Raw genomic sequence first — 18,563 nt, 5'->3', positions numbered from 1 at the left:
GCTGTCCTCCGCCATCAACCGGCCTGCCCCGTCACCGGTGCCGTCATTGGTGCCGCCGCGGGGGCGGCCGAGGCCGCGGTGGTGCTCGCGGCTTCGATGATCTGCACCGTCGCCGTCTGCCCGGCCACCAGCCGCGCGCCTTCGGGCAGCGGGTCGAGCTGCACGCGCACCGGAATGCGCTGGGCCAGGCGCACCCAGTTGAACGTGGGGTTCACGCTGGGCAGCAGGTTGGCGCTGGTGGTGCGGTCGCGGTCGGCGATGCCGGCGGCGATGCCGACCACGGTGCCCGTCAGCACCGTGCCGCCCATGGGCGTCACGCGCACCTTGTCGCCCTGGTGGATGCGCGGCAGCTTGGTCTCCTCGAAGTAGCCCTCGACGTAGAACGAATGGGCATCCACCAGCGCCAGCGCGGGGTGCCCGGCCGTGGCGTAGCTGCCGCGGCGCAGGTCCAGGTTGGTCACCATCCCGTCGGCCGGGGCGCGCACATTGGCGCGCTCCAGGTTCAGCTGGGCGCTGGCGAGCGTCACCTCGGCCTGGGCCACGGCGGCCCGCGCCTGTTCGACGCGCGCCTGGGTCTGCTCGCGCGCCTCGCGCGACACCAGATCGCCCAGTCCGGCGTTGCGGGCGTCTTCGCGCCGCGCCTGAGCCAGCACCGTGCGCTGGGCGTTCAGCGCGGCCTGCGCCTGCCGCAGGGCCAGGGCGTAGCGGGCGTGGTCCACCTCGAACAGCAGCGCCCCGGCCGCCACGGACTGGTTGTCCTGGATGGGCACAGCCGTGACAAGGCCCGACACATCGGGCGCGATCTGCACGACGTTGGCCCGCACGCGGCCGTCGCGCGTCCAGGGCGCCAGCTCGTAGTGGTCCCACAGCTGCCACGCGGCCCAGGCCGCGGCGCACAGCGCTAGCGCGGTGACCAGCAGGCGCACGGCCGCCTGGGCGGCGGGGCGTTGAAGAAGGTTCTTGGACACGGATTTCATGGAGGCACTCATTGCAAAAGAGACGCCGTGCGGCTGATGCCATACAGCACCAGCACATACAGCGCGGTATCGAAAAGCGCCGGGTGCCACACCCAGCGGTATGCGCCGGCGGCAGCCAGCAGGCGGCGCAGGCCCCAGGCCAGCGGCCACGCCGCCAGCGCCCAGAGCATCAGCCAGGGCAGGTACAGCCCGTAGAAACTCGCTTCGCCGATCATGGAATCGCTCCTGGGGCCTGCGGCCCGGTGGTCATCAGCACCGCAGGCGCGGCGGGGAACAGATTGCGGCGCAGGCCCACCAGCGCCGCCACCGCCGCGCGCCAGCCCGTGGAGCGATGCGCAGCGGCCGGATCGAGCGCGCCGGCCAGCGCCGTGTCGATGCGCGCCAGCAAGGGGGGCGAGGCATGGGCCACGCCGTTCGCACGGGATCGGAAGAACGCGGAAACCTCGGCCAGCAGCGCAGCCACGCCCGAAGCCGACCCCGGAGGCAGCTGCGTGCGCGTGCGCTGCAGGGCAACGATGTCGGCGCCCATGCGCAGGTCCTGCAGGGCGTCAGCAGCGATGACGCCTTCCAGCGATCCGCCCGTCTGCGCGATGCGCGGCGCCAGCAGGCCGATACGGTCGAGCATGCGCACGGCATAGGCGTCGCCCGCGTCCTGCAGCCGGGGTGCGGCGGCCATGTCGGCCAGTTCACGCCAGGTCGCGCGCTGGATGCGGCGGGCGCTCCAGTCCGCGCCCACGGACCGCACCAGCCGCGTCACCCGCGCCGCAGCCACCACGCCCAGCACCTGGCCGACCATCGAGTTGGCAAAGCTCACCAGATCCGCATTGGCCGTGTCGTGCAGTGCCAGCGCGCCCGAGACACCGAACAGCAGCGCCATGGCCCCCATGAAATGGGCCGACCGCGCCATGTAGCCGCCCAGCACCAGGAAGGTGGGCGCACACACCAGCACCAGCATGCCGAAGTCCTGAACGCCCGGCATCAGCACCAGCACATACACGGCCGAGATCGGCACCGACCACAGCGTGAACTTGAGGAACCCGTGCATGGCGGGCACGGGATCGTCCATGGTGGCGAAGAAGCAGCAGAAGACCGCCGCCATCATGGCGGCCACCGAGCCCGACGGCCAGCCCGTCACGATCCAGAACGCACCGCACAGGCAGATCGCCAGCACGGCCGCCAGCGCCGACAGCAAAGCCATGCCGTAGTCGCGGTGCATCTCGCGGTCGCCCAGCGCGGCCGTGCGCCGCAGCGGCAGCGCGGCGCCGGTCAGGCCGGCGTCGATGTCGCGCCGCAGCCGGGCACAGGCGCTCCAGCCGTCCACCAGCTCGCGCAACCGAACGGCCAGTCCGATCTGCAGCGCATGCACCCAGTCGGTGGTGCCCGCAGGGCGGGCTTCCAGTGCCCGCAGCGCAGCGTCCAGGCGGTCCGGCGGCCCTGCTTCGGTGCCGGGCGCCGCGCTGCGCTCCCCGGCCCTCTCCTGCAGCCAGGCATGGACCGCGCCCAGCGCCGCCACCACCACCGGCGGCAGGGCGCCCTCGGCCTCTTCCAGGGCCTGCAAGCGGTCTTCCACGGCCGACAGCGTGGGCGTGAGCGCAGCAACGCGGTCCTGCATGGCGCGGATGGCCCCCGCCGTCCAGCGCAGGTGGGTGGTGTCGAACGGCACGTGGGTCGACAGCAGGCGCAGCTGCGTCACGTCCACCGCCAGCCGGCGGCGGTCCGCTGCGAGCGCCTGCGCGTCCGCAGGGGCACGCCCCTCCTTGCGCCCCGGCTGCAGCAGATCAGCCGTCCACGTCCGCGCGTCCTTCAGGGTGCGGTCCAGCAGGCCCAGCACGCTCGATGCCAGGCCCGTCGGCAGCACCAGGCTGTGCACCAGCGTCGCACACAGGATGCCCAGGCCGATCTCCTCGACGCGCGCCACGCCGGTGTCGAAGAGCTGCAGCGGCGTCTCCACCGAAGGGAAGCCGATGAGTGCGGCGGTGTAGCCGGCCAGCATGAAGGTGTAGGAGCGCGGCGTGCGGTCCAGCAGCGAGACGAACAGGCACAGGCCCACCCACAGCGCCAACGCCAGCGTGAGCAGCTCCGGCGCGTTGGACAGCAGCGGCACCAGCAGCACCGTGGCCGTACAGCCGACCAGCGTGCCCAGAAAGCGGAACAGCGCCTTGGAGCGCACGGCGCCGGCCAGCGGATGCGCCACGATGTAGGCGGTCATCAGGGCCCAGAACGGGCGCGGCAGCCCGGCGCGGCTGGCCAGGTACATGGCCAGCATCGCGGCGCCGAAGCTCTTCAGCGAAAAGACGATCTCCGCGCGGGTGAAGCGCGGCAGGGTGAACGACGCCATGCTCAGCGCCGGGACGAAGTGGTTTTGCCGGCACCGCCCTTCGCCAGGGGAGGCCGCGCCTGCGGCACGGTCATCACTGTGCAGCCCAGCCGCTGCTCCAGCACGCCGAACACCCGCAGGCAGGCCGCAATGTCTTCGTCGGGCACGCCGTCATACACGACGGTGCGCAGCGACTGCAGGGCGGTCTCGATCTGCGCGCAGGCCGCCGTGCCGGCCGCCGTCAGGTGCAAGGTCTTGGCGCGGCGGTCCAGGGCGTCCTCGCGCCGTTCGATGAAGCCCGCATCGACCAGCTGGTCGAGCGAGCGCACCAGGGACGGCGCCTCGATGCCAAGGGACTCGGCCAGAACGCCCTGGCGCACGCCCTCGCCCTGCCGGCCGATCATCACCAGCGGCCAGGCCAGGGCCTGCGACAGCCCCGTGTGGGCCACCGCCTTGTCGGCGGCAGCACGGTAGGCGCGCTGCAGCACCGGCATGGCGATGCCCACGGCCATCAATGCCGCCTGCCGGTGCATGCCTTCGGGATAGGGATTGGATGCCATGGTCTTCCGATTAAATAGTTAGCTTGCTATCTATTAAACTGCAGAAATCCGACCTTTGCGGGCCTGAGGTCTTTGCCCGGGGCCACGGGAGCGCGGGGCCAGGGGATGCGCCCAGCACCGGCGCGTGCAGGGCATCTCACGGAATCGGCCAGCCGTCCTACAGCGTCCAAAGCTACCCCTGGAAACAATGGACCCTCGCCCCAGCGGCTCCGATTTCCTGCCTGTTTTCCATGGACACAGCCTCCCGCCCGCCCATCGCCTTCAAAGTGCTCACGGTGAACGTGCACAAGGGTTTCACGTCCTTCAACCGCCGCTTCATGCTGCATGAACTGCGCGAGGCCGTGCGCAACGTCTCGGCCGACCTGGTGTTCCTGCAGGAGGTGCTGGGCACGCACCACAAGCATGCCGGGCGGGTGGAGAACTTTCCCCAGGAGCCGCACTACGAATTCCTGGCGGACACGATCTGGACGCAGTACGCCTACGGCCGCAACGCCGTCTACGACAACGGCCACCACGGCAATGCGCTGCTGTCGAAGTTTCCCATCACGCACTACGAGAACCACGATATCTCCGTGAGCGGCCCCGAGCGCCGCGGCATGCTGCACTGCGTGCTGCAGCCGCCGGGCAGCGAGCGGCCGGTGCACGCCATCTGCGTGCACCTGGGCCTGCAGGAGGCGCACCGCCAGCGCCAGCTGCGCCGCGTGTGCGAACTGGTCAACACCTTCGATCCGGAGGACCCGGTGGTGCTGGCCGGCGACTTCAACGACTGGCGCGGCCGCGCCCACGATGTGCTGCGCCGCGGCGCGGGTCTGCACGAGGTGTTCCTCCAGGCCACGGGCAAGGCCGTGCGCACATTCCCCGCGTCCATGCCGCTGCTGCCGCTGGACCGCATCTACGTACGCAGCGCCTCGGTGCATTCGCCGCTCATCCTGCCCCGCAAGCCCTGGGACAAGCTCTCGGACCATGCCCCCCTCGCCGCGGAGATCGCCGTATGAGACGCGCCAATCCATCGTCCCGCTGGGTGCCGGGCAACCGCTTCGAATTGCTGGAAAACGGCGAGGAGTTCTTCCCGCGCGTGTTCGAGGCGATCGCCCAGGCGCGCCGCGAGGTCATGCTGGAGACCTTCATCCTGTTCGACGACAAGATCGGCAAGCAGCTGCACGCGGCCCTGCTCAAGGCTGCGCAGCGTGGAGTGGACGTGCATGTGCTGGTCGACGGCTTCGGCTCGCCCGACCTGTCCGAGCGCTTCATCGGCGAACTGGTGGAGGCGGGCGTGCACTTCCGCATCTTCGATCCGGGCGGCAAGCGCATCTTCGGGCAGCGCCTGAACATGCTGCGGCGCATGCACCGCAAGATCGTGGTGATCGACGGCGAGCGCGGCTTCATCGGCGGCATCAACTACTCGGCCGACCATGTGGCCGACTTCGGCCCCGAGGCCAAGCAGGACTACTCCGTGGAGGTGCGCGGCCCCATCGTGGCCCAGATGCACCACTTCACGCACGAGGCCGTACTGCCGCGCGGGCAGCGCCAACGCGGCCGCACCCGGCCCGCCACCGGCCTGCCGTATGCGGGCACGTCCCACGCCATGTTCGTCACGCGGGACAACCACAACCACACCAACGACATCGAGCGGCACTACCGCATCGCCCTGCGTTCGGCACGCAAGCGGGTGGTGATCGCCAATGCCTACTTCTTCCCCGGCTACCGCTTCATCCGCGAGATGCGCCGCGCCGCGCGCCGCGGCGTGGAAGTGCGGCTGATCCTGCAGGGCCAGCCGGACATGCCCATCGTGAAGACGGCCGCGAGCCTGCTCTACGACCACCTGCTGCGCGCGGGCGTGCGCATCTACGAATACTGCGACCGGCCCCTGCACGGCAAGGTGGCGCTGGTGGACGACGAGTGGTCCACCGTGGGCTCCAGCAACCTCGACCCGCTGAGCCTGTCGCTCAACCTCGAAGCCAACGTCATCATCCGCGACAGCGAGTTCAACGCCACGCTGTACAAGCGTCTGGCGCACCTCATGGAACACAGCTGCCGGCAGGTCGAGCCCGAGCCCCAGGGGGCCTGGGAAGGGCTGCGGCTGCTGCGCAGCTACTGCGTGTTCCACCTGATGCGCTGGTTCCCGACCTGGGTGGGCTGGCTGCCGCGCCACAAGCCCCAGATCTCGCTGGTGGGTGCACCGGAGCGCGTGATGGACGCATCCCCTGGCACGCCGCAGACCTCGGGCCCGCACTGACGGGGCCCGCGCCCCGCTGCCCCGATGGCCGTCCCGTCCACCCACGGTAATGCGATAGCCCCCCGGCAAGGGCCGGGCAGCGCAGCGCGGCCGCCAGGGGACGGCCCGGCGCCCTCCCCCCGCAGCCCCCATGCCCGCCAGAGCACCTGGCGCCGGCTGCGCTCCCAGCGCTGGTGGCCCTGGCTGGCCACGGGGCTCAGCGCCCTTTTCATCGTGTTCATCGGCTACCTGCTGCTGCACCAGGCGCGCCAGGTGGAGTGGGGCGCCGTGTGGACGTCCTTCCTCGCCCTGCCGCCAACCGTGGTGGCCGCGGCCGCGGCCTTCGCCTGGGGCAGCCACCTCATCTACAGCAGCTTCGACCTCTTCGGGCGGCACTACACGCGGCACGGGCTGTCGGTGCCGCGCACGGTGGGCATCACCCTCATCGCCTACCCGTTCACGCTCAACCTGGGCTCGCTCATCGGCGGCGTGTCGGTGCGCTACCGGCTGTACTCGCGCCAGGGCGTCGGCGTCGCGCGGATCGGGCAGATCGTGGCGCTGTCCATCCTCACCAACTGGCTCGGCTACTTCCTGCTGGCGGGTGCGGTGTTCTGGACCTGGACGCCCCAGCTGCCGCCCGGCTGGCAGGTGAGCAGCGGGCAGCTGCGCGCCATCGGCACGGCCCTGGCGGCGCTCAGCGTGGCCTATGTGGGCGTGTGCGCCTGGCGCCACGGCCGGCCGCTGACCGTGCGCGGGCGCCGCTTCCCCCTGCCGCACTGGGGCACCGGTCTGCTGCAGGTGGCCGTGTCCACCCTGAACTGGATGGTCATGGGTGCGGCGCTGTGGATGCTCACCCAGCAGCAGGCGCCCTACGCCGCCACGCTCGCCACCGTGCTGCTCGGTGCGATCGCCGGGCTCATCTCGCGCATCCCCGCCGGGCTGGGCGTGCTGGAGGCCGTGGGCACGGCCGTGCTGTCGGCCTATATGCCGGCCACGCAGGCGCTGGCGGCCATTCTGGCCTACCGCACGCTGTACTTCTTCGCGCCGCTGGTGGTGGCGGCGCTGGCCTTCGGCGCGACGGAGCTGTGGTGGAAGCGCCGGCATGCGCCGGGCGATGGAGCGGCGCCGCACTAAATCGTGTTCCGTCCGCGCGCACACCGCCCGCCACCGCACTCGCGCCGGCAAAACAGCCCGGCCGATTAAAATCGCGCCTCCCTGTTCTGCACGCTGCCCGATCAACACGGGCCCGCACACGATGATCCGCCTCTCCGAAATCAAGCTGCCGCTGGCCGCCCTGCCCGCCAGCGCCGAGGGCTCCGACGCCCACCCCGAAGCCGCGCTGCGCGCCCAGGCCGCCACCGCCCTGGGCCTGCCGCCTGCCGCCATCGCCCACGTCCATGTGCACAAGCGCAGCTTCGATGCGCGCAAGGCCGACCTGCTGGCGGTCTACATCCTCGACGTGACCCTGGCCGAGCCGGCGCTGGCGCCCGCGCTGCTGGCGCAGCACGCTGCGCACCCGCACATCCAGCCCACGCCCGACATGGCGTGGACGCCCGTGGGCCGCGCGCCGGCCGGGCTGGCGCACCGCCCGGTGGTGGTGGGCTTCGGGCCGTGCGGCATCTTCGCCGCGCTGGTGCTGGCGCAGATGGGCTTCAAGCCCATCGTGCTGGAGCGCGGCAAGCCGGTGCGCGAGCGCACCAAGGACACATGGGGCCTGTGGCGCAAGCGCACGCTGACGCCGGAGTCGAACGTGCAGTTCGGCGAAGGCGGCGCGGGCACCTTCAGCGACGGCAAGCTCTACAGCCAGATCAAGGACCCGCGCCACCTGGGCCGCAAGGTGATGGAGGAGTTCGTGCAGGCCGGCGCGCCGCCGGAGATCCTCTACGTCGCCCATCCGCACATCGGCACCTTCAAGCTGGTGAAGGTGGTGGAGACGCTGCGCGAGCAGATCATCGCCCTGGGCGGCGAGGTGCGCTTCGGCCAGCGCGTGACGGATGTGGAGATCGAGACCGATGGCAGCGGCCAGCGCCATCTGCGCGGCCTGCAGGTGCTGGACCAGGCCACCGGCCAGCCCTACGGCCTGCGCGCCGACCACGTGGTGATGGCGCTGGGGCACAGCTCGCGCGACACCTTCGCCATGCTGTACGACCGGGGCGTGGCCATGGAGTCCAAGCCGTTCTCGGTGGGTTTCCGCATCGAGCACCCGCAGGGCGTGATCGACCGCGCCCGCTGGGGCCGCCACGCCGGTCATCCGCTGCTGGGCGCGGCCGACTACAAGCTGGTGCACCACGCCAGCAACGGCCGCGCGGTCTATAGCTTCTGCATGTGCCCGGGCGGCACGGTGGTGGCCGCCACCAGCGAGCCCGGCCGCGTGGTCACCAATGGCATGAGCCAGTATTCGCGCAACGAGCGCAATGCCAACGCCGGCATGGTGGTGGCCATCGACCCGCGCGACTATCCGCACGATGCAGAGGCCTTCGACGCTGCGCTGGGCGGCACGCACGGCGTCGAATCGCTGGCCCCCGGCCAGGCGCACCCACTGGCCGGCATCGTGCTGCAGCGGCAGCTGGAGTCCAACGCCTACGTGCTGGGCGGCAGCAGCTACAACGCGCCGGCGCAGCTGGTGGGCGACTTCCTCGCGCAGCGCGCCTCCACGCAGCTGGGCAGCGTGGAGCCCTCGTACAAGCCCGGCGTGACGATGGTGGACCTGCACGCCGCCCTGCCCACCTACGCCACCGAGGCCATGCGCGAGGCGCTGCCCGCCTTCGGCCGCAAGATCCGCGGCTACGACATGCACGACGCCGTGCTGACCGGCGTGGAAACGCGCACCTCGTCGCCACTCAAGATCGGCCGCAACGATGCGCTGCAGAGCCTGAACACGCCCGGCCTGTACCCCGCGGGCGAAGGCGCGAGCTATGCGGGCGGCATTCTGTCGGCGGGCGTGGACGGCATCAAGGTGGGCGAGGCCGTGGCGCGGGCCATCCTGGGCGTGGCCGCCTGACGCGGCTGCGCCGGGCCGGGCCGTCGTTCGGCTGGCCCGCGCTATCAATAGCGAAGCGCCATGCGCTTAATGAAAAAGGACTTCAGGCACTTTTGTGCCTGAAGTCCTTGATTGACAAACGCAAATAGCTATTTTTTCGATAGCGTAAGAGAGGCGCCAGCGGTGGCTGTGCGGCGCGGCGCGGCGCACTCGCCGCCCGCAGGCGCCGCCCAGCCCTCAGCGCAGGGCCAGGGGCGCGCCCCCTAGGCCACCGGATCCCGCGGCACCCGCACTGCCCGCCGGCAGGCGGAACGCCTCCACCAGCGCGGCCAGCTGCTGCGCCTGCACGCGCAGGCCCTGCGCGGCGGCGGACGACTCCTCGACCAGCGCCGCGTTCTGCTGCGTCATCTGGTCGAGCTGGCTCACCGCCTCGCCCACCTGGCCCAGGCCGGTGCTCTGCTCGCGCGTGGCCGTGCTGATCTCGCCGATGATGGTGGCCACCTGCTGGACGGACTCGACGATCTCGCCCATGGTGCTGCCGGCGGCGTTCACGAGCTTGGAGCCCTCGCCCACCTGGCGCACGCTGTCGCCGATGAGCGTGCCGATCTCCTTGGCCGCCGTGGCGCTGCGCTGCGCCAGGCTGCGCACCTCGCCCGCCACCACGGCGAAGCCGCGGCCCTGCTCGCCCGCGCGCGCCGCTTCCACGGCCGCGTTCAGCGCCAGGATGTTGGTCTGGAAGGCGATGCCGTCGATCACGCTGGTGATGTCGGCGATCTTGCGCGAGGCCTGGGCGATGCCGTCCATGGTGCCCACCACGCGCTCCACCGCATCGCGGCCGCGCTGGGCCACGTCGCTGGCGGACACGGCCAGCGTGCTGGCCTGCTGGGCGGCGTCGGCGCTGTGGCGCACGGTGGAGAGCAGCTCTTCCATGCTGGCGGCGATCTCTTCCAGGTTGGACGCCGTGTGCTCGGTGCGCGCCGACAGGTCGGCGTTGCCGGCCGCGATCTCGGAGCTGGCCCCCGCCACCGAGGCGCTGGCCTGGCGCATGCCCACCACCAGTTCGGCCAGGCGCGACTGCATGCCGCCCAGGCGGGCCAGCAGGGCACGCACCTCGTCGCGGTTGCCGGGCACGGCGGGCGCCACCGTGGCGGTCAGGTCGCCCTCGGCGATGCGGTCGGCCACCTGGGAGGCGTCGCCCAGCGGCTTCAGGATGGAGCGCGACAGCACCCAGGCGCAGGCGCCGCTCAGCACCAGGCCCAGCAGCGAGCCGGCCGCCAGCAGCAGGATGCCCTGGCGCTCGGAGGCGTCGGCGGCGTCGCGGGCCTCGGCCACGCGCTTGCGCTGGTACTCCGCCATCGCGTTCACGGCGGCGGCATAGCGTTCAGCCGCGGGGCGCAGCTGCTGGCTGATCGCGTCGGGCGGCAGCGTCTCGCCGGCCTTGCGGCGCTTGACCAGCTCGTCGCGCGCCGCGCGGAAGCCGTTGCCGGCGCTGTCGATGGCGTCGAAGATGCGGGCCGACTCGGCGTCCGTCGCCAAGGCATCGAGCCGCTTGCGCACTTCGGTGGAGCGGGCCGACGTGGTCTTGCGATCGGCGTCGATGCGGCTGGCATAGGCGGGGTTGTCGATCTCCAGCAGCGTTTCGGCCCGCACCGAGCTGAGCACCACGATGGCGTGCAGCTCCTGCGCCAGCAGGGCCCGCTCGGCGGAATCGCCGCCCAGGTCATCGGCGATGTCCTGCAGGTTCATCAGCCGCCAGACCCCGACGGCGGCGGACAGGGACATCACGAGGCAGATGGCGCCGAAGGCCAGGGCCAGGCGCAGGGAGAGGCGGGCGTTGTGCAGATTCATGGCGGGGAGAAATAAGTCGGATACATGACCAACCGGCCCTGCAGCGCGAGCGCGCGCAGGCGCCGTGCCGATGCCTCGCTAGGTTATCGACGGCCGCGCCCGCGACTTGAAGCATCTTTCGTTGTGTCGCCTGCCGACAACGAAAAAACCGCTGCGGCAGCCGTCCACAGCGGTTTTCCGGGTGCACTTTCCGAGAGGCGGTAAGTGCGTCTGCGCGGGCTGCTCCGCGCCGTGTCAGTCCAGCTTCACCTGCGCGTCCTGGATCACCTTGGCCCATTTGGCCGTTTCGGCCGCGATGAAGGCGTCGCACTCCTGCGGGGTCGAACCTTCCGCGAAGGTGCCCATGGTCTGCTCCAGCCGCTGCGTGACCTCGGGGCTGCGGATGATGCGCGCCACCTCTTCGGACATGCGCTGCACGATCTCGCGCGGCACGCCGGCCGGCGCCAGCATGGCCGCCCAGGTGCTGCCCACCAGGCCGGGGTAGCCCTGCTCGATGAAGGTGGGCACGTCGGGCAACGCCGGCACGCGCTTGTCGCTGGCCACGCCGATCAGGCGGATCTTGCCGGCCTTGGCCGGCTGGATCAGGTTGGGCGGGGGGTCCAGGAACAGCGGCACCTGCCCGCCCATCAGGTCGGCCAGCGCGGGCGATGCGCCCTTGTACGGCACGTGCACCATGTCGGTTTGGGTGACGAGCCGCATCAGCTCCGTGGTGAGATGTGCGGCCGAGCCCGTGCCGGACGAAGCGAAGCTGAGCTTGCCCGGGTTGGCGCGCGCATAGGCCACCAGTTCGGCCGTGGTCTTGAACGGCGCGTTCATCGGCACGGCCGCCACCAGCGGGGACACGCCCATGAGCGACACGCCCACCAGGTCCTTCTTGGGGTCGTAGGGCAGCTTGGGGTACAGCGTGGTGTTGGCCGCGTAGGCGGCGATGAACACGCCGAAGGTGTAGCCGTCCGGCGCGGCCTTGGCCACGGCATCCACGCCGATGATGCTGTTGGCCCCCGGCTTGTTGTCCACGATCACCGGCTGGCCCAGGCGCTGCTGCAGGCCCACCTGCAGCAGGCGCGCCATCTGGTCGGTGAATCCGCCCGCCGTGTAGGGCACGACGATGCGGATCGGTTTGGCAGGCCAGGGGCTCTGCGCCGCGGCGGGCGTGGCCAGCACGGCGCCGGCCGCCAGCGCGGAGCCGGTGCAGAGGAAGCTGCGGCGGGAAGGAAGGGATCGCATGGGGTGTCTCCTGTGGAATGGTTGTGGTGGTGCAGAGCGCCATGGCATGGCGCCGGGAAACAAGTCTCAGTAGCCCTGGGCGAGATCGACCCGGTTCAGCACCGGCTGGCCGGCGCGCACGCGCTGCAGGTTGTCCAGGCACTGGCGGGCGATGGTCTCCGGCGAGGCCTGGGCGGCGATGTGCGGCGTGCCGAAGACCTTGGCGTGGTTCCAGAGCGGATCGCCGGGACGGGGCGGCTCTTCGCGCAGCACGTCCAGCGCGGCACCGGCCAGGTGGCCGCTGTCCAGCAGCGCCAGCAGGTCGGCGTCCACCACCTGCTCTCCACGCCCGACGTTGATCAGGTACGCGCCCTGGGGCAGGAGGGACAGGGTGCGCCGGTCGAGCAGGTCGCGCGTCCCGTCCGTGAGCGGCAAGGCGCAGACCAGGATGTCGCTGTGGGCCAGCAAGTGCGCGAGGCCGCCGTCGCCGCTGTGCGTGGTCACGCCTTCGATGGCCTTCGGGCTGCGGCTCCAGCCGGCGACCGGGTAGCCGATGGCCTGCAGGGCACCGGCGACGAAGCGCCCGACCGCGCCCAGTCCGAGCAGGCCCACGCGGCACTGCGCGCTGGCCCGCACCGGGCGGCGCAGCCATTCGCCCCGCCGCTGCTGCTCTGCAAACAGCGCGAACTCGCGCGTGTGGCGCAGCGTGGTGCCCACCACGTACTGGGCGATCTCCACATGCTGCTGCGGGTCCACGGTGCGCGCCACCGGCAGATCGGGGGGCAGGTCGGGCACCGAGACCAGCTTGTCCACGCCCGCGCTGGGCGCGCACAGCAGCTTCAGTTGCGGGTAGGCCGGCAAGGTGCCGGGCTTGAGGCTCCACGCGAGCATGGCCTCGACCGCATCGGCGGGCGCCTCGTCGCGGTGGGCCCAGACGGTTTCGTCCGGCGCCAGCCGGCGCAGGGCATCGACGATGGGCGCGCCCATGCTCGGATGGATGTTGACCAGGATTCCCATTGCTTTCCCCATGGTGCTGAGCCCCTGCACGCTGCGCGCGATGGCAGCGGACCTGCAGCGGCTCAGGCTGTATCAGTCTTGGTAGCTCGGACCGATGCGGTCCAGCCGGCGCAGCAGGCCGGGCCAGGCCAGCCCGGCCCCCTTGCCTTTGGTGACCTGCCGCGACTGCTCCACCGCCGTGGAAATGATGGCGTCGGGAATGCGCGTCAGCGTGCCGCCGCCCGACTGCGCCAGGATCTGGATGCGGCAGGCCGACTCCAGCGTGTACATGCCCAGCACCGCCTCGGCCACGCTGCGCCCGCAGGTCAGCAGGCCATGGTTGCGCAGGATCAGGCAGTTGCTCTGGCCCAGGTCGGCCACCAGGCGCGGCTTCTCGTCGTCGCGCAGGGCCACGCCTTCGTAGTCGTGGTACGCCAGCCGCGCCAGCGGAAAGATCGACTGCTGCGAAATGGGCAGCAGGCCGTCCGCCTGGGCCGACACCGCCACGCCGTAGCGCGTGTGGGTGTGCAGCACGCACTGCACCTCGGGCCGGGCGTCGTGGATGGCGCTGTGGATCACGAAGCCCGCGGGGTTCACGTCGTACTCCGAGGCCATCAGCGGCGTGCCGGCGTGGTCCACCTTGACCAGGCTGGAGGCCGTGATCTCGTCGAACAGCATGCCGTAGGGGTTGATCAGGAACTGGTCCGCCTGGCCCGGCACGCGGGCCGAGATGTGCGTGAAGATCAGGTCGTCCCAGCCGAAATGCGCGACCAGCCGGTAGGCGGCCGCCAGTTCGACACGGGTCTGCCACTCTTCGGCAGAGACCTGGCTGCGGACAGAGGGGTGGGCGGTAGGGGCATGCATGGAGTCCTCCTGAAGGGTTGCGGGGGGAGGCCGGGTTCAGCCAGCCGGCGCCTGGTACAGATCGCGCAGTTCGCGCTTGAGGATCTTGCCGATGGCGCTGCGCGGCAGTTCATCCACGAAGCGCAGGTCGGCCAGCCGCTGGGTCTTTCCGGCACGCTGGTTGAACCAGGCCATGACCTCGCTCGCGGAGGCGGACGGCGCCGCGCGTGGCACGACGAAGGCCACCGGCGTTTCGCCCCACTGCTCGGACGGCACGCCCACCACGGCCACATCGTCGACTGCCGGGTGGGCGCGCAGCTGCGCCTCCAGATCGCTGGGGTAGATGTTGAAGCCCCCGCTGATGACCATGTCCTTGCGGCGGTCGATGAGCGTGAGGAAGCCGTCCGCATCGAAGCGGCCCACATCGCCCGTGCGGATGAAGCGCTTGCCCGTGGGGTCGAACCACTCCGCCTCGCGCGTCTTCTCGGGCTGGCCGTGGTAGCCGGTCATCATGCCGGCCGAATGGCCGACCACTTCGCCGGCCTCGCCTGCGGGCACCTCGCGGCCCGCCTCGTCGATCAGGCGGATGTCATGGCCAGTCGCGGGCTGGCCCACGGTGTGCAGCTTGTCGGGGTGGCGATGCGCCTCCAGGATGCAGGTGCCGCCGCCCTCGGTCATGCCGTAGAACTCGATCAGCGCGCCTGGCCAGCGGGCCAGCACATCGGCCTTGAGCGCCGCACGGAACGGCGCGCTGGTGCAGAACTTGTACTGGAAGGCGGACAGGTCGTGCGCGCCGAACTCCGGCAGCGCCATGATGCGCTGGTACTGCACCGGCACCAGCATGGTGTGCGTGGTGCGGAGCTGCGCCGCCCGCTGCAGGTAGCGCGCCGCGTCGAACTTGGCCATCAGGTGCACGCAGCCGCCGAACGCCAGCGTGGGAAAGAACACCACCAGGGTGGTGTTGGAGTACAGCGGCGTGGCCAGCAGCGTGCGGCTGTCCGGCCCATAGGCGTACATGCCGCCACGGCAGACGTGGGCCCAGCGCATGCCATGGGACTGGACGATACCCTTGGGCGTGCCCGTCGTGCCGGACGAATAGATGATGTTGAAGGCCGCCTGCGGCGGCACGTCCACGGCCTGCAGCGGCGCGCTCTCGCCTGCTGCCAGCCAGTCGGCGAAGGGCTGCCCGGGCGCGATGCCGTCCAGCGAGATGCGGGGTAAAGCGTCGCCCGCAGCGTCCTCCCCTTGCGGCGCTGCCGCATCCACGAACAGGCAGCGGGCCTGCGCGTCGCGCAACATGGAGGCCAGGCTGTCGGGCGTGGACGAGGGCGCCAGCGGCGCCACCACCACGCCGGCGCGCAGCGCGCCCAGGAACAGCGCCGCGTAGCGCACCGAGTTCAGCGCACAGATGGCGATCGCCTCGCCCGGGCGGATGCCCCGCTGCTGCAGGTTCGCGGCGATGCGGTCCATGAGCGCGTCGAGCTGCGCATAGTCCAGCGTCTGCTGGTCGTCGCGCAGCGCCAGGGCCTGCGGGCGCTGGCTTGCATGCAGCCGTATCAGATCGGCCAGCGGGCGGAAAGGGGCGCCCGGCGCGGGGAGGAGATCGGACATGAGAGCGCTCCCGGGAGGTGGTGTCAAAAAAGGGCCGCAGGCGGCTCACTGTGCGCTCAGGCCCAGACGGTCGATGAGCACCTTGTCCTTGGCATAGGCCTCCTTGGCCCACTGCAGGTAGTCCGGTCCCGAGCGGTACCAGGCATCCTGGTTGAGCTGCTTGAGCACCTCGGCATGGCGCGGGTCGTCCATGGCCTTCTTGAACGCGTCGTGCAGCTTGGCGACGATGGCCGGGTCCATGCCCTTGGGGCCCACCAGACCGTAGGGCGAGGTGGACACCACGCCGTAGCCCAGCTCCTTGGCCGTGGGCACGTCCGGCCAGCGCTGGGTGCGCTTCTCGCCGAAGGTCATCAGCAGGCGCATCTGGCCACCGTCCACATAGGTGTCCCAGCCCGAGGCATCGCTCTGCGCTCCCACATGGCCGCCCAGCAGGGCCTGCTGCAGATCGGCATTGCCTTTGAACGGCACGTGGTTGAGGGTGACCTTGGCGTTGCCGGCCAGCTCCTCCATCAGCAGGTGCGGGGAGGAGCCGATTCCGGTCGAGCCGTACTCGACCTTGCCGGGGTTCTTGCGCGCCGCGGTGATGTACTCGTTGAAGCTCTTGTAGGGCGAGTCGGAGCGCACCGTGAAGCCGAAGGTGTAGCCCGAGACGCCGATGATGTAGGTGAAGTCGGTGAGCGGGTTCCACGCCGTTTTCTGCATGTGTGCCATGCGCAGCATGGACATGGGGAACTGCGTGATCGTGTAGCCGTCGGGCCGCGCCGTGCGCGCCATGATGCCGGGGCCCAGGGTGCCGCCGGCGCCGGGCTTGTTCTCCACGATGATGGGCTGGCCGAGCTGTTTGCTGGCCAGATCGGCCAGCGTGCGCATGTGGCGGTCGGTCGAGCCGCCGGCCGGGAACGGCACCAGCAGCGTGATCGGTTTGGAAGGAAAGTCGCTGGCCGCTGCGGGGGCGGTGAAGCAGGCGCCCGCCAGGCTGGCGAGGGTCACCGCCAGCAGGCTGCGGCGGTTGCGAAGCATGGACATGCGTTGTGTCTCCGAAGGGAAAGGAAGAGGGCCGGCGCACGTGCTTGGCGTGCCGCTCTGGCCCGGGTGGACAGGCCCGCGCGTCTCGCCCGGGCCTGTCGTTCAAGAGAGGTCAGAGGCGCCCGGCCAACTCCGGCACGGCGGTGAAGAGATCGGCCTCCAGCCCGTAGTCGGCCACGCTGAAGATCGGCGCCTCCGGGTCCTTGTTGATCGCCACGATCACCTTGGAGTCCTTCATGCCCGCCAAGTGCTGGATGGCGCCCGAGATGCCCGCTGCGATGTACAGCTGCGGCGCCACGATCTTGCCCGTCTGCCCCACCTGCAGGTCGTTGGGGGCGTAGCCCGCATCCACCGCCGCGCGGCTGGCGCCGATGGCCGCGCCCAGCTTGTCGGCCAGCGGCGTGATCACTTCCTTGAACTTCTCGCTGCTGCCCAGCGCCCGGCCACCGGAGACGATGATCTTGGCGGCGGTCAGCTCGGGGCGGTCGCTCTTGGTGACTTCGCGGCCCACGAAGCTGCTCTTGCCGGAGTCGGCGGCGGCGTCGGCCTTTTCAACGGAGGCGGAGCCACCGGTGGCGGCTGCGGCGTCGAAGCCGGTGGTGCGCACGGTGATCACTTTGGTGGCATCAGCGCTTTGCACGGTGGCGATGGCGTTGCCGGCGTAAATGGGGCGCTCGAAGGTGTCGGGGCTGTCCACCTTGGTGATGTCGCTGATCTGGGCGACGTCCAGCTTGGCGGCCACGCGGGGGGCCACGTTCTTGCCGCCGGCGGTGGCGGGGAACAGGATGTGGCTGTAGTTGCCGGCGATGGCGAGCACCTGGGCGGCGACGTTCTCGGCCAGGCCGTCTTTCAGGCTGGCGCCGTCGGCCAGGATGACTTTGGCCACGCCGGCGATCTGGGCGGCGGCCTGGGCGGCGGCGTCGGCACCGCTGCCGGCCACCAGCACGTGCACGTCGCCGCCGCAGGCGATGGCGGCGGTGACGGTGTTCAGGGTGGCGGGCTTGATGCTGGCGTTGTCGTGTTCTGCAATAACGAGAGAGGTCATGTCAGTCGTCTTTCTCTTGATTTCTTAGGTGTGCCCATATCGCCCGCGGCTTGCAGTTCTGGCGCGGCCGGAGCGAGGGACACCGAGGAAGGGCCGCCCCGCACCGAGGGTGTCGTCCCCCGGGGGGGATGACGCGAAGCGGCTCAGGGGGGGTCAAATTACTTTGGCTTCGTTCTTCAGCTTGTCGACCAGGGCGGCCACGTCGGCCACCTTGACGCCGGCGCCGCGCTTGGCAGGCTCGGTCACCTTCAGGGTCTTCAGGCGCGGCTTGACATCGACGCCCAGGTCTTCGGGTTTGACGGTGTCCAGCTGCTTCTTCTTGGCCTTCATGATGTTGGGCAGGGTGACGTAGCGCGGCTCGTTCAGGCGCAGGTCGGTGGTCACCACGGCCGGCAGGCTCAGCTGCAGGGTCTCCAGGCCGCCGTCCACTTCGCGGGTGACGCTCACCTTGTCACCGGCCACTTCGACCTTGGAGGCGAAGGTGGCCTGGGGCAGCTCGGCCAGGGCCGCCAGCATCTGGCCGGTCTGGTTACTGTCGTCGTCGATGGCCTGCTTGCCCAGGATGACCAGGCAGGGCTGTTCCTTGTCCACCAGGGCTTTGAGCAGCTTGGCCACGGCCAGGGGCTGCAGCTCTTCGGTGGTCTCCACCAGGATGGCGCGGTCCGCGCCGATGGCCATGGCGGTGCGCAGCGTTTCCTGGCATTGCGTGACCCCGCAGGAGACGGCGATGACTTCGGTGACCACGCCCTTTTCCTTCAGGCGCACGGCTTCCTCGACGGCGATCTCGTCGAACGGGTTCATGCTCATCTTCACGTTGGCGATGTCCACCCCCGTGTTGTCCGACTTCACACGGACCTTCACGTTGTAGTCCACCACGCGTTTGACCGGGACCAAAATTTTCATAAAGGCTCTTTCCTGCTGGGAGTAGTTGATGAGTGG

General features: G+C 70.5%; 16 protein-coding genes. 4 read left to right on the top strand and 12 right to left on the bottom strand.

The annotated features are described in order from the left end of the window. Positions 1-14: 14 nt before the first annotated feature. Genes QE399_RS09575 through QE399_RS09560 form a run of 4 tightly spaced genes read right to left on the bottom strand, consistent with a single transcriptional unit; the run spans position 15 to position 3,854 of the window. On the bottom strand, positions 15-977 hold the full coding sequence (locus QE399_RS09575) for an efflux RND transporter periplasmic adaptor subunit (protein WP_309828274.1): 963 nt from the start codon (positions 975-977) through the stop codon (positions 15-17). 8 nt (positions 978-985) lie between these two features. Continuing rightward, positions 986-1,192: a DUF1656 domain-containing protein gene (locus QE399_RS09570; RefSeq protein ID WP_309828273.1), complete on the bottom strand. Its 207-nt coding sequence runs from the start codon at positions 1,190-1,192 to the stop codon at positions 986-988. Continuing rightward, entirely contained in the window at positions 1,189-3,315 is a 2,127-nt protein-coding gene (locus QE399_RS09565) for an FUSC family protein (RefSeq protein ID WP_309828271.1), read from the bottom strand. Before QE399_RS09565 ends, QE399_RS09570 begins: the two co-directional genes overlap by 4 nt. A 2-nt stretch (positions 3,316-3,317) precedes the next feature. Then, positions 3,318-3,854, bottom strand: a complete 537-nt coding sequence (locus QE399_RS09560) for a MarR family winged helix-turn-helix transcriptional regulator (protein ID WP_405043428.1) — start codon at positions 3,852-3,854, stop codon at positions 3,318-3,320. A gap of 230 nt (positions 3,855-4,084) precedes the next feature. On the opposite strand from QE399_RS09560, the gene QE399_RS09555 reads away from it, so the two are divergent. The 4 genes from QE399_RS09555 (at position 4,085) to QE399_RS09540 (ending at position 9,070) form a co-directional block, all read left to right on the top strand. Further along, on the top strand, positions 4,085-4,849 hold the full coding sequence (locus QE399_RS09555) for an endonuclease/exonuclease/phosphatase family protein (RefSeq protein ID WP_309828270.1): 765 nt from the start codon (positions 4,085-4,087) through the stop codon (positions 4,847-4,849). Continuing rightward, on the top strand, positions 4,846-6,090 hold the full coding sequence (gene clsB, locus QE399_RS09550) for a cardiolipin synthase ClsB (protein WP_309828268.1): 1,245 nt from the start codon (positions 4,846-4,848) through the stop codon (positions 6,088-6,090). Before QE399_RS09555 ends, clsB begins: the two co-directional genes overlap by 4 nt. 24 nt (positions 6,091-6,114) lie before the next feature. Beyond that, the gene (locus tag QE399_RS09545; protein ID WP_309828266.1) at positions 6,115-7,203 is read left to right on the top strand and encodes a lysylphosphatidylglycerol synthase transmembrane domain-containing protein; all 1,089 of its coding nucleotides are present in this window, start codon (positions 6,115-6,117) and stop codon (positions 7,201-7,203) included. Between the two features lie 121 nt (positions 7,204-7,324). Further along, positions 7,325-9,070 (top strand): NAD(P)/FAD-dependent oxidoreductase, encoded by a 1,746-nt coding sequence (locus QE399_RS09540; RefSeq protein ID WP_309828264.1) that lies wholly within the window; start codon positions 7,325-7,327, stop codon positions 9,068-9,070. Positions 9,071-9,286: 216 nt separating this feature from the next. Here the strand turns inward: QE399_RS09540 and QE399_RS09535 are convergent, their stop codons facing one another. From QE399_RS09535 to QE399_RS09500, 8 genes are all read right to left on the bottom strand, one after another. Further along, positions 9,287-10,897 carry a methyl-accepting chemotaxis protein gene (locus QE399_RS09535; RefSeq protein ID WP_309828262.1) on the bottom strand — a complete coding sequence of 537 codons (1,611 nt, stop codon included), beginning with the start codon at positions 10,895-10,897 and terminating at the stop codon, positions 9,287-9,289. Positions 10,898-11,131: 234 nt separating this feature from the next. Beyond that, on the bottom strand, positions 11,132-12,124 hold the full coding sequence (locus QE399_RS09530) for a Bug family tripartite tricarboxylate transporter substrate binding protein (protein ID WP_309828260.1): 993 nt from the start codon (positions 12,122-12,124) through the stop codon (positions 11,132-11,134). A gap of 66 nt (positions 12,125-12,190) precedes the next feature. After that, positions 12,191-13,120, bottom strand: a complete 930-nt coding sequence (locus QE399_RS09525; protein WP_309828258.1) for a 2-hydroxyacid dehydrogenase — start codon at positions 13,118-13,120, stop codon at positions 12,191-12,193. Between the two features lie 72 nt (positions 13,121-13,192). Further along, a complete protein-coding gene (locus QE399_RS09520) occupies positions 13,193-13,963 on the bottom strand; it encodes a class II aldolase/adducin family protein (protein ID WP_309828257.1) in 771 nt (256 codons plus the stop codon). 36 nt (positions 13,964-13,999) lie between these two features. Continuing rightward, entirely contained in the window at positions 14,000-15,553 is a 1,554-nt protein-coding gene (locus tag QE399_RS09515) for a class I adenylate-forming enzyme family protein (protein WP_309828255.1), read from the bottom strand. Between the two features lie 45 nt (positions 15,554-15,598). Next, a complete protein-coding gene (locus tag QE399_RS09510) occupies positions 15,599-16,579 on the bottom strand; it encodes a Bug family tripartite tricarboxylate transporter substrate binding protein (protein ID WP_309828253.1) in 981 nt (326 codons plus the stop codon). Positions 16,580-16,691: 112 nt separating this feature from the next. Next, positions 16,692-17,624, bottom strand: a complete 933-nt coding sequence (locus QE399_RS09505; RefSeq protein WP_309828252.1) for an electron transfer flavoprotein subunit alpha/FixB family protein — start codon at positions 17,622-17,624, stop codon at positions 16,692-16,694. Between the two features lie 153 nt (positions 17,625-17,777). Then, positions 17,778-18,527, bottom strand: coding sequence for an electron transfer flavoprotein subunit beta/FixA family protein (locus tag QE399_RS09500; RefSeq protein WP_309828250.1), 750 nt, complete (start codon positions 18,525-18,527; stop codon positions 17,778-17,780). Positions 18,528-18,563: the final 36 nt, after the last annotated feature.

The sequence above is a fragment of the Paracidovorax wautersii genome (assembly GCF_031453675.1).
Classification (GTDB): domain Bacteria; phylum Pseudomonadota; class Gammaproteobacteria; order Burkholderiales; family Burkholderiaceae_C; genus Paracidovorax.
The sequence above is the reverse complement of the archived record's forward strand: the minus strand, read 5'-3'. Positions and strand labels throughout refer to the sequence as shown.

Bases quoted from the DNA above. Each gene is read 5' to 3' on its own strand.
- QE399_RS09565 (WP_309828271.1), bottom strand. From the start codon at position 3,315: ATGGCGTCGTTCACCCTGCCGCGCTTCACCCGCGCGGAGATCGTCTTT.
- QE399_RS09530 (WP_309828260.1), bottom strand. From the start codon at position 12,124: ATGCGATCCCTTCCTTCCCGCCGCAGCTTCCTCTGCACCGGCTCCGCG.
- QE399_RS09500 (WP_309828250.1), bottom strand. From the start codon at position 18,527: ATGAAAATTTTGGTCCCGGTCAAACGCGTGGTGGACTACAACGTGAAG.
- QE399_RS09525 (WP_309828258.1), bottom strand. From the start codon at position 13,120: ATGGGAATCCTGGTCAACATCCATCCGAGCATGGGCGCGCCCATCGTC.
- QE399_RS09535 (WP_309828262.1), bottom strand. From the start codon at position 10,897: ATGAATCTGCACAACGCCCGCCTCTCCCTGCGCCTGGCCCTGGCCTTC.
- QE399_RS09540 (WP_309828264.1), top strand. From the start codon at position 7,325: ATGATCCGCCTCTCCGAAATCAAGCTGCCGCTGGCCGCCCTGCCCGCC.
- QE399_RS09545 (WP_309828266.1), top strand. From the start codon at position 6,115: ATGGCCGTCCCGTCCACCCACGGTAATGCGATAGCCCCCCGGCAAGGG.
- clsB (WP_309828268.1), top strand. From the start codon at position 4,846: ATGAGACGCGCCAATCCATCGTCCCGCTGGGTGCCGGGCAACCGCTTC.
- QE399_RS09510 (WP_309828253.1), bottom strand. From the start codon at position 16,579: ATGTCCATGCTTCGCAACCGCCGCAGCCTGCTGGCGGTGACCCTCGCC.
- QE399_RS09515 (WP_309828255.1), bottom strand. From the start codon at position 15,553: ATGTCCGATCTCCTCCCCGCGCCGGGCGCCCCTTTCCGCCCGCTGGCC.
- QE399_RS09520 (WP_309828257.1), bottom strand. From the start codon at position 13,963: ATGCATGCCCCTACCGCCCACCCCTCTGTCCGCAGCCAGGTCTCTGCC.
- QE399_RS09555 (WP_309828270.1), top strand. From the start codon at position 4,085: ATGGACACAGCCTCCCGCCCGCCCATCGCCTTCAAAGTGCTCACGGTG.
- QE399_RS09575 (WP_309828274.1), bottom strand. From the start codon at position 977: ATGAAATCCGTGTCCAAGAACCTTCTTCAACGCCCCGCCGCCCAGGCG.
- QE399_RS09570 (WP_309828273.1), bottom strand. From the start codon at position 1,192: ATGATCGGCGAAGCGAGTTTCTACGGGCTGTACCTGCCCTGGCTGATG.
- QE399_RS09560 (WP_405043428.1), bottom strand. From the start codon at position 3,854: ATGGCATCCAATCCCTATCCCGAAGGCATGCACCGGCAGGCGGCATTG.
- QE399_RS09505 (WP_309828252.1), bottom strand. From the start codon at position 17,624: ATGACCTCTCTCGTTATTGCAGAACACGACAACGCCAGCATCAAGCCC.